The 14,408-nt window shown below is 72.8% G+C and carries 15 protein-coding genes; 7 read left to right on the top strand and 8 right to left on the bottom strand.

Annotated elements, in window-relative coordinates; all coding sequences use genetic code 11:
• Positions 1-184: 184 nt before the first annotated feature.
• The 5 genes from ABZT12_RS23250 to ABZT12_RS23230 form a co-directional block, all read right to left on the bottom strand.
• Positions 185-643 carry a PaaI family thioesterase gene (locus tag ABZT12_RS23250; protein ID WP_356387750.1) on the bottom strand — a complete coding sequence of 153 codons (459 nt, stop codon included), beginning with the start codon at positions 641-643 and terminating at the stop codon, positions 185-187.
• Positions 644-756: 113 nt separating this feature from the next.
• Positions 757-1,602, bottom strand: a complete 846-nt coding sequence (locus tag ABZT12_RS23245; RefSeq protein WP_356387747.1) for a prephenate dehydratase — start codon at positions 1,600-1,602, stop codon at positions 757-759.
• Between the two features lie 134 nt (positions 1,603-1,736).
• On the bottom strand, positions 1,737-2,951 hold the full coding sequence (locus ABZT12_RS23240; protein ID WP_356387744.1) for an MFS transporter: 1,215 nt from the start codon (positions 2,949-2,951) through the stop codon (positions 1,737-1,739).
• 209 nt (positions 2,952-3,160) lie between these two features.
• Complete coding sequence (locus ABZT12_RS23235) at positions 3,161-4,777, bottom strand: NAD(P)/FAD-dependent oxidoreductase (RefSeq protein WP_356387741.1); 1,617 nt, start codon at positions 4,775-4,777, stop codon at positions 3,161-3,163.
• A 70-nt stretch (positions 4,778-4,847) separates the two neighbouring features.
• Positions 4,848-5,330 (bottom strand): SRPBCC family protein, encoded by a 483-nt coding sequence (locus ABZT12_RS23230; protein WP_356387738.1) that lies wholly within the window; start codon positions 5,328-5,330, stop codon positions 4,848-4,850.
• 498 nt (positions 5,331-5,828) lie between these two features.
• Here ABZT12_RS23230 and ABZT12_RS23225 point away from each other — a divergent pair, with 498 nt between their 5' ends.
• The gene (locus ABZT12_RS23225; RefSeq protein ID WP_356387735.1) at positions 5,829-6,707 is read left to right on the top strand and encodes an SDR family oxidoreductase; all 879 of its coding nucleotides are present in this window, start codon (positions 5,829-5,831) and stop codon (positions 6,705-6,707) included.
• A 118-nt stretch (positions 6,708-6,825) separates the two neighbouring features.
• Positions 6,826-8,010 (top strand): zinc-dependent alcohol dehydrogenase, encoded by a 1,185-nt coding sequence (locus tag ABZT12_RS23220; protein WP_356387732.1) that lies wholly within the window; start codon positions 6,826-6,828, stop codon positions 8,008-8,010.
• Positions 8,011-8,072: 62 nt separating this feature from the next.
• On the opposite strand, the gene ABZT12_RS23215 is transcribed toward ABZT12_RS23220, so the two are convergent.
• Positions 8,073-8,540 (bottom strand): MSMEG_6728 family protein, encoded by a 468-nt coding sequence (locus ABZT12_RS23215; protein ID WP_356387730.1) that lies wholly within the window; start codon positions 8,538-8,540, stop codon positions 8,073-8,075.
• Between the two features lie 292 nt (positions 8,541-8,832).
• Between ABZT12_RS23215 and ABZT12_RS23210 the strand changes: the two genes are divergently transcribed.
• From ABZT12_RS23210 to ABZT12_RS23200, 3 genes are read left to right on the top strand one after another with little or no spacing between them, the layout of a single operon-like run.
• Complete coding sequence (locus tag ABZT12_RS23210; protein ID WP_356387727.1) at positions 8,833-9,519, top strand: HemK2/MTQ2 family protein methyltransferase; 687 nt, start codon at positions 8,833-8,835, stop codon at positions 9,517-9,519.
• Positions 9,503-9,781 carry a CDGSH iron-sulfur domain-containing protein gene (locus ABZT12_RS23205; RefSeq protein WP_356387724.1) on the top strand — a complete coding sequence of 93 codons (279 nt, stop codon included), beginning with the start codon at positions 9,503-9,505 and terminating at the stop codon, positions 9,779-9,781. The genes ABZT12_RS23210 and ABZT12_RS23205 overlap by 17 nt, the downstream gene beginning before the upstream one ends.
• The gene (locus tag ABZT12_RS23200; protein ID WP_356387722.1) at positions 9,762-10,772 is read left to right on the top strand and encodes an iron-containing redox enzyme family protein; all 1,011 of its coding nucleotides are present in this window, start codon (positions 9,762-9,764) and stop codon (positions 10,770-10,772) included. Before ABZT12_RS23205 ends, ABZT12_RS23200 begins: the two co-directional genes overlap by 20 nt.
• 127 nt (positions 10,773-10,899) lie before the next feature.
• On the opposite strand, the gene ABZT12_RS23195 is transcribed toward ABZT12_RS23200, so the two are convergent.
• Positions 10,900-11,268 carry an STAS domain-containing protein gene (locus tag ABZT12_RS23195; RefSeq protein WP_356387720.1) on the bottom strand — a complete coding sequence of 123 codons (369 nt, stop codon included), beginning with the start codon at positions 11,266-11,268 and terminating at the stop codon, positions 10,900-10,902.
• Positions 11,265-12,560, bottom strand: a complete 1,296-nt coding sequence (locus tag ABZT12_RS23190; RefSeq protein ID WP_356387717.1) for a PP2C family protein-serine/threonine phosphatase — start codon at positions 12,558-12,560, stop codon at positions 11,265-11,267. Before ABZT12_RS23190 ends, ABZT12_RS23195 begins: the two co-directional genes overlap by 4 nt.
• 211 nt (positions 12,561-12,771) lie before the next feature.
• On the opposite strand from ABZT12_RS23190, the gene ABZT12_RS23185 reads away from it, so the two are divergent.
• Positions 12,772-13,944, top strand: coding sequence for a spore photoproduct lyase family protein (locus ABZT12_RS23185; protein WP_356387714.1), 1,173 nt, complete (start codon positions 12,772-12,774; stop codon positions 13,942-13,944).
• 264 nt (positions 13,945-14,208) lie between these two features.
• On the top strand, positions 14,209-14,355 hold the full coding sequence (locus ABZT12_RS23180; RefSeq protein ID WP_356387711.1) for a hypothetical protein: 147 nt from the start codon (positions 14,209-14,211) through the stop codon (positions 14,353-14,355).
• Positions 14,356-14,408: the final 53 nt, after the last annotated feature.

Here is a 14,408-nt window from a genome sequence, read left to right as displayed (position 1 = left end):
CCGGACGACCGGCGCGGCGGGCTAGAGCCCACTGACCCGTAGCGTGATGTTCAGCCGTCCGGTCAGCCCCAACTCGGCGTTTCGCCAACTGTCCCGTCGGCCGTCCCGCGGGCGGCGCGAACCGGCGGCGGGTGCCTGACCGGTTCCGCCCGCTCCCGCCCGGGACCGGCCGGCGCCCGTCCCGCTACCGGTCGGGCCGCGACGCCAGGCAGATGAGGGTCTGCTGTCCGGTGGCGACGAGCGTCTTGTCTCCGCCCTCCACGGCGAAGACCTGCAACTGGCAGACCGTCAGCGTCCGGCCGGACTTCAGGACGGTTCCCACCGCCTCGATGTGGTCGCCCCCGGCGGGCGCCAGCAGGTTGACCTTGTACTCCACGGTGAGCACCGAGGAGTCCTCGGGGAAGAGCGTGAAGGCCGCGTAGCCGCCCGCGCTGTCGGCGATGGCGCTGGTGGCGCCGGCGTGGATGTAGCCGTGCTGCTGGGTGACCTCGGCCCGCCTGGGCAGCGTGATGTGGACCCGGCCGGGGCCGATGTGGGTGATGCGGGCGCCCAGATGGCGCATGAGCCCCTGGCGGTCGAAGCTGTCCTGGACGCGGGCCCGCACTTCGGCACTGGCCTCGTCCCGTAACGTCTGCTCTTCCACGTCTCTCCTCGCATGTCGTCACCGTCGGTCGTGCTCGTCGACTCGACAGTATTTCCGACTCTCCGGCGCCGGAGAGTCGGAAACGCGTGAGGGAAGGGGAGACGGGGGCGTGCTCAGCCGACGCGTTCGCGCGAACGGTGAGGGTGCGCCGGATAGACGCCCAGCACCCGGACCTCGGTGGAGAAGAAGCCCAACTCCTGGAGAGCGAGGGCGACATGGGGCTGGTCGGGGTGGCCCTCGACCTCGACGTAGAAGCAGCTGGGGTTGACGCCCGCGCCCATCTGGTAGCTCTCGATCTTCGTCAGGTTCACCCCGCTGCTGGCGAAGCCGCCGAGCGCCTTGTAGAGGGCGCTGGGGATGTTCCGTACGGCGAAGAAGAGGCTCGTCATCGTCGGCTCGTCCGTGACCGGCGCGAAGACCGCCTCGCGGGAGAGGACCACGAACCGCGTGGTGTTGTCCGGATCGTCCTCCACACCCGCCCGCAGCACCGTGAGGCCGTAGTGCCCGGCCGCCGAGGGCGGGGCGAGGGCCGCGTGCCGGGCGTCGCCCAGCTCCGCCACCTCCCGGGCGGCCCCCGCGGTGTCGTCCGCCACGAGCGTGCGCCAGCCGCCCTCCCGCAGCACCTTCCGGCACTGGCCCAGCGCGTGCACATGGCTGCGTACGCACTCCACGTCGGAGAGCGATGCCCCTTCGACGCCCATCAGGTCGAAGTGGATGGCCAGGAAGTACTCACCGATGACGAACAGGCCCGACTCCGGGAGCAGATGGTGCACGTCCGCCACCCGGCCCGCGGCGGAGTTGTCCACCGGGATCACCGCCAGGTCGGCGCTGCCGAGCGTCACCGCGTCCAGCGCCTGCTCGAAACTCGTGCAGGGCAGTTCCGTGCTGCCGGGGAAGAGGTGCTGGGTGGCGGCGGCCGAATTGGAACCGAACTCGCCCTGATACGCGACGGTGACCACGGATCAACACCATTCCCTGTGCGGGCCGGCGCCTCCGCCGGCGGAGGGGCCACTGTAGACCGAAGGCGGGCACGGGCCAGGGGACCGTCCACGCACAGAGACCGCGCGCGCCGCCGTCGCCCTCCGGTCGTCCCTCACTCCGGGCACGGGGCTTCCGCCGGCTGCCCCGCCCCCGCGCCGGACGAGGCGACCACCTCGGAGCGACGGCCGCCGCGGTCCAGCAGACCGCCCGTGACGGCGAGCCCGAGACCGGCCACGGCGAGCCCCGCGCCGACCAGGTCGGGCGAGGTCCAGCCCCAGCCCGCCGAGATGGCGAGGCCGCCGAGCCAGGCGCCGCCCGCGTTGGCGAGGTTGAAGGCGGAGTGGTTGGAGGCCGCGGCCATGGTCGGGGCGTCCTTCGCCTTGGCCATCAGCAGCATCTGCACGGGGGTGGTGATGAAGGAGCCCATCGCCCCGATGAAGGTGATCGTCAGCAGCGCGGGCACGGTGCTGTGGACGGTGAAGTAGAACGTCACCAGCGCCGCGCCGAGCAGCGCGAGCCCTCCGTACATGGTCGGCCGCAGGGCACGGTCGGTGAGCGGGCCCGCGACCAGCGTGCCGAGCGTCATGCCGACGCCGTAGAGCGCGAGGACGAGCGTGGTCGAGGAGTCGGAGATGCCGGTCACCTGCGTGAGCATGGGCACCAGGTAGCTGTAGACGGCGAAGAATCCGCCGAATCCCACGACGGCCGTGGCCAGACCGATCGCGACCTGCCGGTTGCCCATCGCCCGCAGCTCGTGCCGGATGCCGGACTGTCGGCCGCGCGGCTGGTGCGGTACGAGGACGGCGAGCGAGGCGAGCGCCACGAGTCCGATGACGGAGACCGCGCCGTACGCCGCCCGCCAGCCCAGGTGCTGCCCCAGCGCCGTGCTGGCCGGAACGCCGACGATGTTGGCGACGGTCAGCCCGAGGAACATCTTCGACACCGCCCGCGCCGCCCGTTCCGGGGCCACCAGCCGGGACGCGACGACAGCGCCCACGCCGAACAGCGCGCCGTGCGGCAGCCCCGCCAGGAAGCGCGCGGCGAAGAGCAGGCCGTAGGTCGGCGCGACGGCGGACGCGAGGTTGCCGACCACGAACAGTCCCGACAGGAGCAGCAGCAGCCGCTTGTGCGGTACGCGGGCTCCGATGCCCGTCAGGACGGGGGCGCCGACGACGACACCGAGGGCGTAGGCCGAGACGAGGTTGCCCGCGTGCGGTACGGAGACGCCGACCCCGTCGGCGATCTGGGGCAGCAGCCCCATCGTGGCGAACTCCGTCGTACCGATACCGAACGCGACGACAGCAAGGGCCAACAGAGCCAACGGCATGGTGCGGGAGAACCTTTCACGACAGCGGTCCGGGGACGGCCCGGGAGGGAAGGAGGACGGGCGCGAGGGAAGGAGGACGGACGCACGCCGAATTCGGGCGCGCTTTTCGGAAAAAGAGCAAGCCTACAGTCCGTCCAGCGGCCGCCGACGGCCGGGCATTCCACGATCCGGCCGGGCCCTTACGTGACATGCGCCATGACGGCCGACGGTCAGCGCTCCCCCTTGCGGTCGCGTTGGGTCAGCGTCCTCTGGAGACGGGACAGGGCGGCGGTGCGCTGCCGGCGCAGAGCCGCCCGCGCGGCGTTCGCCCCCGGGGCGCCGTGCACGCCACCTCCCGGGTGGGCGGAGGCGGAGGCCAGGAAGAGGCCGGGGACGGGGGTCTCGGGACGGCCGGTGCCGGGGGTCGGGCGGAAGAACAGCTGCTGGTGCAGCGCCGTGGTGCCGCTGTTGATGGCGCCGCCGTGCAGGTTGGCGTCCATGCTCTCCAGCGTGGGCGGGGCGAGGACGCGCCGGGCCCTGACCAGGCCGCGGAAGCCGGGGGCGTAGCGCTCGACCTGTGCCTCGACCCGGTCCGCCATCGCCTCCTGCTCGCGGGCGTCCCACGAGCCGGTCAGTCCGTCCTCGCCGGCGTCGCCCCGAACCCGATGCGGTACGTGGGTGTACGCCCAGGCGGACTCGGTGCCCCGGGGCGAGCGGCTGGGGTCGGCGGTGGTCATCTGGCCGAAGAGGACGAAGGGTTCGTCGGGGACGCGGCCCATGGCGATCTGCGCGGCGAACCGGGTGAGGCCGTCCACGCCCTCCGCGAGGTGGACGGTCCCCGCCCGCGCGGCCTCCGGGCAGCTCCACGGCACGGGGCTGTTCAGCGCCCAGTCGACCTTGAACGTCGCGAAGTCCCACTGGAAGCGCCGCAGATCCGCGAGCGTCCGCGCGGGGAGGTGCTCCTCGGCCACCAGGGAGCCGTAGAGCGCGGGCGCGGACACATCGGCCAGGACCGCCCGGCGGGCCCGGACCGCCCCGCCGCTCGCGGTGCGGACGCCGACGGCCCGGCCGCCGCGGACGACGACCTCGGTGACCCGTTCCCCGCACCGGACGGTCCCGCCGCGCCGTGTCAGCCGGCGGACGAGAGCGGCGGTGAGCGCACCCGCGCCGCCGACGGGGACTGGGAAGCCGTAGGTCTGGGCGAGCATGGACATCAGCCATCCGAAGCCGCCGCTGCCCGCCGCCTCCGGTGCGAGGTCCGCGTGCAGGGCGTTGCCGGCCAGCAGGAGCCGGCCGCCCTTGCCGCGGAACTCCTCCTCGCCCAGCCGCCGTACCGGCAGCACCATCGTCCTGGCCAGCCGCAGCCCGCCCGCGGCCCGCAGCCGCAGCGCCAGCCGGGCCCCCGCGCGGACCGGGGGGAAGGGCGTGAACAGCGCGTCGACGACGCCGGGCCGCAGTGTCTCCCAGACCTCGTGCAGCTCCTTCCACGCCGCCCCGTCACCCGGCGCGAACGCCTCCACGCTGGCGACGGTCTCCTCCACGTCACGGCTGAGCACCGCGCAGCGCCCGTCCCGCAGCGGGTGGGCGAGCACCTTCGGGGCGTGGGTCCAGTCGAGCCCCTCCTTCTCCAGGCGCAGACCGGCCAGGACCGGGGAGGCGGCGGCCAGGGGATAGAAGGCGCTGAAGAGATCGCTGGAGAACTCGGGGTCGACCCCGTGGTCGTGCCGGACCGCTCCGCCCGGCTCGTCCTGGGCCTCCAGGACCTCCACACTCCAGCCCGCGTCGGCCAGCAGGTTCGCCGCGACCAGCCCGTTGGGGCCCGCCCCGATCACTACAGCGTCCGCCATGCCCAGCTCCCGGCTCCATGGGTGGTGTCGCGCCCGGTGGCGCGACCGTCTCCGAGACGCGCTGCCCGGCTCAGACCGGGCGCGGGCGCGGCCGTGGTCGTCCCTGAGCGGGGCCGGGGGAGTCCTCCTCCTCGCACAGCCGGGCGAGACGGCCGAGCATGGCGCGGTGCCGCAGCTGCAACGCCACGTCCAGCAGGCCGTTGTGCAAGGCTCCGCCCGCACCGCGCAACGGATGTTCGTCGAGGACGACCAGGGTGTCCTCGCCCCAGGGGCGCAGCTCGATCGCGATCCTCGCGGTGCCCAACGGCCCACTGTTTGCCTCGAGTTCGAGGAGGGTGCGGGGTTCGCTGCGGCGCACGACGGTCTGGTTGTGCAGGGTGAGCGGCCCGACCTTGATCTCGTAGCGGACCGTCGCCCCCAGCTCGGGCCACTGCCCCTCGGCGGGATCGACCCGCGAGGTACCCACGACCCAGTCCCCGTACCGTTCGCCGGTGGCCAGGACGGCCCAGACGTCCTCGGGAGGCTTCCTGATCAAACGGTGCCGTACGGCCATGCGTTCCTCCGCCCTTGGAAGTGTCGCGTCCTCCGCTGCGCGTTCCCACGCTAGGCCGGGGTACACACACCCGCGCGCGGACGGCGGCGGGCCGGCGACGGCCGGGGCGCCGCGTGCCGCGATCCGGGGCATCCTGGGCCGGACGGCGCTCTCTCCCCCCTCTTTCGCCCGCGTGGAGGTGCCATGTGGCGCGTCCCTGGCTGCCGCCGCTCGTCGTGCTCCGCTCCCGGCGGCTGATGCGGCAGCTGGACGGGGAGGGGGGCGTCGCGCCGACCGGACCACTGGGCGCGGGCGGCGAGGCGGCGGTGGACGGACACCCTCTCCCGGTATCGGAGAGTAATCACCACGGAGCCGATTGGATCAACGATTAGGGGGCACTCCGCCCTACGCGGACAGAACGACCCTCTCGGAGCGGAACGGTCCCCGCCGCACGGCGCGAGGACGCTCCCGGGGTGCCCGGTCCGCGTCAGCAGCCCGTTCAGCAGGAAGGACGATCCGTTGTCCGAGACACCCCCTTCACAGCCCCGGCAGCCCGAACCGGACTTCCCGCAGCAGGACCAGCGGCACCCCGGCTGGACCGGCCCCATGGACCCGCCGCCGGACCACGGCGAGGATTCCTACCGCGGTTCGGGACGGCTCCACGACCACAAGGCGGTCATCACCGGCGGCGACTCGGGCATCGGCCGCGCGGTCGCGCTGGCCTTCGCCCGGGAAGGCGCCGACGTGCTGTTCACCTACCTCCCCGAGGAGGGGAAGGACGCCGCGGAGACCACCCGCCTCGTCGAGGAGGCCGGCCGTACGGCGGTGGCCGTCCCCTGTGACATCCGCGACGAGGAGCAGTGCCGGCGCCTGATCGAGCGCGCGGTCGCGGAGTGGGGCCGCATCGACGTCCTCGTCAACAACGCCGCCTATCAGATGGCGCAGCCCGACGGCATCGGCGCCATCACCACCGAGCAGTTCGACCGGGTGCTGCGGACCAACCTGTACGGCATGTTCTGGCTGTCGAAGATGGCCCTGCCGCACATCCCGCGCGGCGGTTCCATCATCAACACCACCTCGGTCCAGGCGTACAAGCCCAGTCCCCACCTGCTCGACTACGCCATGACCAAGGGCGCCATCGTGACCTTCACCCAGGGGCTGGCCCAGATGGTCGCCGCCGACGGCGTGCGGGTCAACGCCGTGGCCCCGGGACCGGTCTGGACACCCCTGATCCCCGCGACCCTCCCGGACACCTCGGAGTTCGGCAAACAGTCACCCCTGGGGCGTCCGGCCCAGCCCGCGGAAATGGCGCCCGCCTATGTCTTCCTCGCTTCCCCCGAAGCGAGCTACATCACCGCGGAGATCGTCAACGCCACCGGTGGCACACCGCTCCCGTAGCGCGCGCCACGGCACCCCGGCCGGCCGGAGACCACGTGAGCGGCCGGCCGTGGGTGCCACCGGGACCCACGCGGCCGTGAAGGTCACTGGCCGACGCAGAAGCGAGAAGGCGGACAGCATGCGTGCACTGACCTGGCAGGGCCGGCGGGACGTCCGGGTGGAGACGGTCCCCGACCCGGCCATCGAACAGCCCGACGACGTGATCGTACGCGTCACCTCCACCGGCATCTGCGGCTCCGACCTGCACCTGTACGAGGTTCTGGGGCCGTTCCTCGACCCGGGCGACATCCTGGGGCACGAAGCCATGGGCGTCGTCCAGGAGGTGGGCCCCGAGGTCCGCGACCTCGCCCCCGGCGACCGGGTCGTCATCCCGTTCAACGTCTCCTGCGGCACCTGCTTCATGTGCTCCCAGGGCCTTCAGTCGCAGTGCGAGACCACACAGGTCCACGCGCACGGCACCGGCGCCTCCCTCTTCGGCTACACCAAGCTGTACGGACAGGTCCCGGGCGGACAGGCCGAGTACCTGCGGGTGCCGTTCGGCAACACGCTGCCGATCAAGGTGCCCGACGGGCCGGCCGACGACCGGTTCGTCTACCTCTCGGACGTACTGCCGACCGCCTGGCAGGCCGTCGAGTACGCGGCCGTGCCGCCCGGCGGCTCGCTCACCGTCCTCGGGCTCGGCCCCATCGGCGACATGGCCACCCGCATCGCCCAGCACCGCGGCGCCGGACTGGTCATCGGCGTGGACCTCGTCAACGAACGCCTCGACCGCGCCGCCGCCCACGGCGTCACCTGCCTGGACCTGCGCCGGCACGAGAAGGACCTCGGGGACACGGTGCGCGAACTGACCGGCGGCCGGGGCACCGACGCGGTGATCGACGCCGTCGGCATGGAGGCGCACGGCAACCCGGTGACCAAGGCCGCCCAGTGGGCGACCGCACTGCTCCCCGACGCGCTCGCCCAGCCCTTCATGGAGAAGGCCGGCCTGGACCGGCTCGGCGCCCTCTACGCGGCCATCGACCTCGTACGGCGCGGCGGCACCGTCTCGATCTCCGGGGTGTACGGCGGGGCCGTCGACCCGATGCCGCTGCTGCGCATGTTCGACAAGCAGCTCCAGTTCCGCATGGGTCAGGCGAACGTGTGGCGCTGGGTGCCGGAGATCCTGCCCCTCCTCACCGACGGGGACCCGCTCGGCGTCGACGGTTTCGCCACCCACCACCTGCCACTGGCCGAGGGACCGCAGGCTTACGCCACCTTCCAGGCGAAGAAGGACGGCATGATCAAGACCCTGCTGCGCCCCTGAACCGACGACGTGTCACCGTGCGCCCACACGACTGCGCGCCCCTGAGCGCCGGCACCTGCCCCTCACACCGCCCGGTCGGACCCCGGCCAGACGTAGGGCAGGTCGTCGGGCACGTCCGGGAAGAGCGGGCGGTACAGCTCCGGCGCCTTGCGCACCAGCGCCGACCGGTGGCTGCGGTGGAAGGCCGGGTCGCCCAGCCAGGGCGGCAGTTCCCCGGCGTCGGCCAGCTCCTCCTGGGAACGTACGGCCGCGCCGGGGCGGTGCCGCGCGAAGTCGGTCGTCATCGTGGTGGCGCAGGTGTCGGCGCGGCCCTCCGCCACCCACACCGCGCACATGTCGAGGCCGTAGCGGACCAGCGCCTCCTCGTAGCCGGTCCACATGCGTACCGCGGGATGGTGCCGCCAGCCGTATCCGGGGACGGTCAGGCCGCGCAGCACCTGGAGGGCCTCGACCCGCTGTTTGCCGAGACGCGCCGGGTCCAGGACGGCGGCGGAGCGCGTGAAACCGGGATAGGGGAGAAAGGTCTGCACACAGCATGCCTACCGTGGCCGGCCCGTTCCCAGACAGCTGATCGGGGCGTCCCGCCTCCGGTGCGCGGGCCGCCGTGCGGGGGAGTGCGCGGCGGCCCGCGCACCGGAGGGCCGGACCTCGGCGAACACGGCCCCGCGCACCACAGCATGCGACAGCTGTCACAGGGCAGGAGGCCAGTACGGCCTTCGAGTCGCGCCGGTCCGTGGGCTCCCCCCATCCGAACGCGGTGGGCACGCGCGAGGCGGGACCGAGCACGATCCGTACCAGTTCCTACCCTCATGGAGGCCTCGGATGACGACCGCCCCCGCACGGGCCGCCGATCTCGGGCGCCTGTGGACGCTTCCCGGGGTCTACGCCCCCCAGGCAGACACCTACCTCCTCGCCCAGGCGCTCGACGCCGAAGGGATCTCGCCCGGCATGGACGTCCTCGACGTCTGCACGGGCAGCGGCGCGCTCGCCCTGCTGGCCGCCCGCAGGGGCGCCCGCGTATGGGCGACCGACATCTCCCGGCGGGCGGTGATGACCGCCCGGCTGAACGCCGCCCGCGCCGGACACCGGGTCCGGGCGCTCCACGGCGACCTCACCGGACCGGTGTCGGGGCAGCGCTTCGACATGCTGGTGAGCAACCCGCCGTACGTGCCCGCCCCGCACGGACACAGCCCCGGCCCGCACACACCCGCGGTCGCCTGGGACGCCGGACACAGCGGGCGGCTCGCCCTCGACCGGATCTGCGCCCACGCCCGGGACCTGCTCCGGCCGCACGGGGTGCTGCTCATGGTGCACTCGGGGCTCTGTGGCGCCGACGAGACGCTGAGCCGGCTGACCGCCACCGGCATGCGCTGCGCGGTCGCCGACCGGGCCCTCGTCCCCTTCGGCCCCGTGATGACCAAGCGGCTGCCGTGGCTGCGCGCCCAGGGCCTGATCGGCCCCGACGACGACAAAGAGGAACTGGTGGTCATCCGTGCCGAACGAATCTGACCGGGCCAGGCGCGTGACCGTCGACCGCGAGGGCCCGATCCTCGTCGAAGGACCGGTGGAGATCGTCCAGGAGGACGGCACCATCGCCACCTCCGACCGCTTCCTCGTGGCGATCTGCACCTGCCGCCGCAGCCGCAGCCAACCGTGGTGCGACACCAGCCACCGCCGTCGCACGAAACCCGCCGAAGGCCGCCGCCGCGAAGGCCGCGACGCAGCGCACGGCAACGACCAGAAGGACACCCATGACGGCGACGACCACTGACCACACCCCTGCCGGCTCCTCCTCCCTGCCCGCCGCCAGAGGACCGCTCTCGGCCGGTCTGTTCGCCACCCTCTCGTCTCCACAGCAGGCGCCTCCGGACCTCGCCGGGGCCGCCACCGCCGACCCGTACGGGGAGGACCTGCACCTGGCCCTGTACGCGCTCTACGAACTGCACTACCGCGGGTTCGCCGACGTCGCGGAGGACCGTGAGTGGGACCCCGCCCTGATGCCGCTGCGCCGGGCGCTCGAAGACCGCTTCCTGGACGCTCTGCGCGCCGACGTGCCCGCCGGCCGCTCGGTCGACGACGCCATCGGCGAACTGCTGGTGGAGTCCACCGACCACAGCGACAGCGTGGCCCACTACCTGGAGCACAGCGGGGAGCTGTGGCAGATCCGGGAGTACGCCGCCCTGCGCTCGCTCTACCACCTCAAGGAGGCCGACCCCCACGCCTGGGTGATCCCCCGGCTGTCCGGGCGCGCCAAGGCCGGGATGGTGGCCATCGAGTACGACGAGTTCGGTGCCGGCCGGGCCGAGAACATCCACGCCCAGCTCTTCGCCGACCTGATGACGGACCTCGGGCTCGACACCCGCTACGGCCACTACCTGGACGTGGCCCCCGCACCTGCCCTCGCCGTCGTGAACATGATGACCCTGTTCGGGCTGCACCGGGCGCGGCGCGGCGCACTGGTCGGGCACTTCGCCTGTGTCGAGGTCACCTCGTCGCCAGGCTCCCGCCGGCTCGCCGCCGCGATGCGGCGTACCGGCGCCGGCCCCGCGGCCGAGCGCTTCTACGCGGAGCACGTGGAGGCGGACGCCGTCCACGAGCAGGTCGTACGCCGTGAGGTGATCGGCGGACTGCTCGCCGACGAGCCGCACCTGGAGTCGGACATCGCCTTCGGGGCCGACGTCACCACCTACTTGGAGGACCGGCTGTCGGCCCACCTCCTGGAGGCGTGGCGCGACGGCCGGTCGGCGTTCCGCCAGGACTGACACGGGCGACACGGGCGACACAGGAGACAGGGTCGCCAGGGGTGACGACGAGGCCCGCCGCACCGCGCTGCGCAAGCGCGTCGGCGGGCCTAGTCGGTGTCAGGCGTCAGGTGGCAACTGTCAGGTGTCAGGCGTCGTCCTCGCTGTGCCGCTCCGCCCGGGCGTCCGCGAGACTGTCGTAGACCGGGAAGAGGGCGCCCGCTCCGGTGAGGGTGAGCAGGCGTGTCACCTGGGTGGGCGGGGCGGCCAGCGACAGTCGGTTGCCGGCTTCCTGGGCCCGGCGTCGTAGCCGCAGCAGGGCGTTGAAGCCGGACGAGTCGCAGAACGTGACGCCCGAGAGATCGATGATCACGCGGGGCCAGCGGGAGATCGCCTCCAGCGCCAGTTGGTACACGGCCGGCGCGCTGCCCACATCCAGGTCCCCGGACACGGTGGCCACGGCGAGCCGGGCCTCGGGGTCCTCGGCCAGACGCAGCTGCGGGGTGTCGGCACTCATGAACGGCTCCTTGTGGGCTGGCTGGTGTGCGTCGGGACCGTGTTGCTCTCCGGCAGGCCGGACAGGGCGGCGACGTGTTCCGTCGCGTCCGTGTCGGGGCCGATCCACTCGCACAGCAGGACGGTGGCGTCGTCCTGGAGCTCGCCGTCGTGGTAAGCGAGGACGGCGTGGACCAGGCGGCGCAGGGTTTCGGGGACGGGCAGGCCGTCGGCGTGGTGGCGGATGATGAAGTCGGTGAAGCGCGCGAGGCCGAACTCGTCGCCGCCCGGGCCGCGCGCTTCGATGATGCCGTCGGTGTACAGCACGATGCGGTCGCCGGGCTCCAACTGCTCCTGACAGGGCGTGCATTCGAGCCCCAGCCCGGTGCCCATGGGGTGCGCGGGCGGGCAGTCCAGGTGCGAGGTCCAGCGGTTGCCGCGGATGACGAGGGGCCGGTGGTGGCCGCGGTTGACCCAACTCAGCATGCCCGTACGGGTGTCCAGGGTCGCCAGGACGCCGGTGGCGTAGCGGTGGTGGTCGTACTGCTCGATCAGCGCCGCCTCCACCGCCTCGCTCTTGGCGACGAGATCCGCCCCGGCCCGGCGGGCGTTGCGGCAGGCACCCAGCGCGAGCGCGGCGCACAGGCCGGCCGCGGTGTCGTGGCCCATCGCGTCGAAGACGGACAGGTGCACCAGGGGGCCGTCGGTCGCGTACTCGTAGGCGTCGCCGCTGATCCGGTAGGCCGGTTCCATCGACGCGCAGATCACCACCCGCCCGTCGGCGTAGGCGCTGGGAGGCATCAGGTTCCACTGCATCTCGGCGGCGAGGTTCAGCGGCTCGGTGCGGCTCAGCTTCGCCAGGGTGTCGCTGGAGGCCCGCTTGCTGACGATGATGAGCGCGAGCAGGGCCGCGAGCCCGTCCAGGTCCTCCCGAGTGCGGGCGTCGTCCCGCTCGGCTTCCACGTACAGCACCCCGAGGCGCTCGGTGCCGTCCAGGAGCGGCACCCACCACGAGGAGCCCTCGCTCTCCGGCGGCCCGCCGGCCAGGACGCGGCCGTACTGGTAGGTGCGCCCCGCAGTGGTGCCGTCGATCTGCAGCTCCGTCTCGTGTCCCGCCCCGGACACACCCTCGCCGGTGAGGAGGCGCAGCACCCGTCGTTGCAGGTCACCGAGGTAGATCAGGACCTGGGTCAACCCGGCGGCCCGCGCGTGCTCCACCACGGCCCGCGGGAGCCGGTCGATGGGCATGAGATGGCTGGCGGCCAGCAGATCGGTGAGCATCCGGCGTCCGCCGGCCTCACGCTTCCGGTCCATGCTCCTCACTCCTTATCGCAAGCCCCGCCTGGGGGAACGGCCCGCCCGGCGGTCGGCCACGATCACGAGTGCCCTGGCCGGGCGCCGTTCACCCCGATGAAGTGCACACAAAGCCGACTGGACCATTCACCGGCACGTCCGCGCTCCGAGGAACAATGCCGCGTTTGCCGGCCTTGACCACATTGGGGACATGGAAAGTGAGGAGAGGGACGTGCGGCAGCCATCGGAGTCCGACTCGGGTGAGCCTGGGCAGCAAGCGCTTTTCGACTGGTCGGAGACCGCGCCGGCACCGAGCGCGACGAGCACCTTCCGCGACAGTCCGGCGGCACGCCGGCTGCTCGACGTGCGGGAGGTCTACGCGGAGCCGGCGGCTCTCGACTCGCCGCGCGGCCGGCAGATCATGGCCCGGCTGCCCGGTGTGCGCGTGACCGAGGTCCCCGGCCACTGGGGCATTCCCTCCCTCCACGGCAACGACGGCAACGTCGGCCGGTGGGTCCGCGTCAAGACCGAGACGCTGGTCCTCGGCGTCAAGCACTCGCTCGCGACCCGCCCCAACGGCAGGTCGGCCGACTGGATCGCCCCGGGCGCCTCCAACGGCTGCGCGATGGCCTGCGCCTACTGCTACGTCCCGCGCCGCAAGGGCTACGCCAACCCCATCACCCTGTTCACCAACATCGAGGCGATCGTGGCCCACGTCCGGCGCCACGTCCGCGCCCAGGGCCTCAAGACCGAGCCCAACCAGTGCGACCCCCAGTCGTGGGTCTACGACATCGGCGAGAACGGCGACTGCTCCGTCGACGCCCTGGTCTGCGACAACACGGCGGATTTCATCGCCGCGTTCCGCACCCTGCCGACGGCCAAGGCCTCCTTCGCGACCAAGTTCGTCAACCCCGACCTGCTCGCGCTCGACCCCCAGGGGCGTACCCGGGTGCGCTTCTCCCTCATGCCCGCCGACGACGCCCGGCTGCTGGACATCCGCACCAGTCCGATCCCCGAGCGGATCGCCGCCGCGGCCGACTTCCTCGACGCCGGGTACGAGGTCCACTTCAACCTCTCGCCCGTGGTCCTGCGCCCCGGCTGGGAGCGGGACTGGGCCGACCTGTTCACCCATCTCGACGACGTACTGCCCGCCCGCGTGAAGGAACAGGCGGCGGCCGAGATCATCATGCTCACCCACAACCAGTCGCTCCACGAGGTCAACCTGGGCTGGCACCCCCGGGCCGAAGACGTCCTGTGGCAGCCGGCCGCGCAGGAGACGAAGCGTTCCCAGAACGGCGCGCTCAACGTCCGCTACACCCAGCAGATCAAGCGGGACGCACTGACCCGCATCCGGCAGCTGCTGGCGGCCAACGCGCCGTGGCTGCGCGTCCGGTACGCCTTCTGAGGGCGCGGCCGGTCAGCGCTTCCGGTCGCCGCCCCTCTCCGACCGCCCTCAACTGGCCGCCCCTGCCTGCCGGTTGGGAGCGGGCCGGAGGGCCGGATCGGCGGGCGATCATCTCGCGCTCGGCGCCGGGGAGTTGACGGCGCGCCGTCGCGGAGGACCTTCCTCCTGGCCCTGTTCGTCCGCTGTGCGTCCGAGAGGGCTGAGCCGATCCGTCGGGGGTAGCCGACACAGGAACGAGCACGGTACTTCGAGGAGAGGAGCGTCATGCCGGGCATGACGGAGCGCATCAAGCAGTTCGCCAGGAGCCCCCAGGGACGGCGCGCCGCCGAACAGGTACGCCGAGCCGCCGCCGACCCGCGCCGCCGCGAACAGGCCCGGCTCCTGCTGGGCAAGCTCCGCGGTCGCCGCTGACCCCACGCACCGCACGCGTGCGCGGCCCGGCCCCACCGGGCGCCGTCGAGGCG

Source organism: Streptomyces sp. NPDC005423, from assembly GCF_040606415.1.
Classification (GTDB): domain Bacteria; phylum Actinomycetota; class Actinomycetes; order Streptomycetales; family Streptomycetaceae; genus Streptomyces.
The sequence above is the reverse complement of the archived record's forward strand: the minus strand, read 5'-3'. Positions and strand labels throughout refer to the sequence as shown.

What these genes read in the sequence shown, in the direction of transcription:
- ABZT12_RS23235 (WP_356387741.1), bottom strand. Translation starts at nt 4,777, where the DNA reads ATGGCGGACGCTGTAGTGATCGGGGCGGGCCCCAACGGGCTGGTCGCG.
- ABZT12_RS23200 (WP_356387722.1), top strand. Translation starts at nt 9,762, where the DNA reads ATGACGGCGACGACCACTGACCACACCCCTGCCGGCTCCTCCTCCCTG.
- ABZT12_RS23180 (WP_356387711.1), top strand. Translation starts at nt 14,209, where the DNA reads ATGCCGGGCATGACGGAGCGCATCAAGCAGTTCGCCAGGAGCCCCCAG.
- ABZT12_RS23230 (WP_356387738.1), bottom strand. Translation starts at nt 5,330, where the DNA reads ATGGCCGTACGGCACCGTTTGATCAGGAAGCCTCCCGAGGACGTCTGG.
- ABZT12_RS23210 (WP_356387727.1), top strand. Translation starts at nt 8,833, where the DNA reads ATGACGACCGCCCCCGCACGGGCCGCCGATCTCGGGCGCCTGTGGACG.
- ABZT12_RS23220 (WP_356387732.1), top strand. Translation starts at nt 6,826, where the DNA reads ATGCGTGCACTGACCTGGCAGGGCCGGCGGGACGTCCGGGTGGAGACG.
- ABZT12_RS23190 (WP_356387717.1), bottom strand. Translation starts at nt 12,560, where the DNA reads ATGGACCGGAAGCGTGAGGCCGGCGGACGCCGGATGCTCACCGATCTG.
- ABZT12_RS23240 (WP_356387744.1), bottom strand. Translation starts at nt 2,951, where the DNA reads ATGCCGTTGGCTCTGTTGGCCCTTGCTGTCGTCGCGTTCGGTATCGGT.
- ABZT12_RS23195 (WP_356387720.1), bottom strand. Translation starts at nt 11,268, where the DNA reads ATGAGTGCCGACACCCCGCAGCTGCGTCTGGCCGAGGACCCCGAGGCC.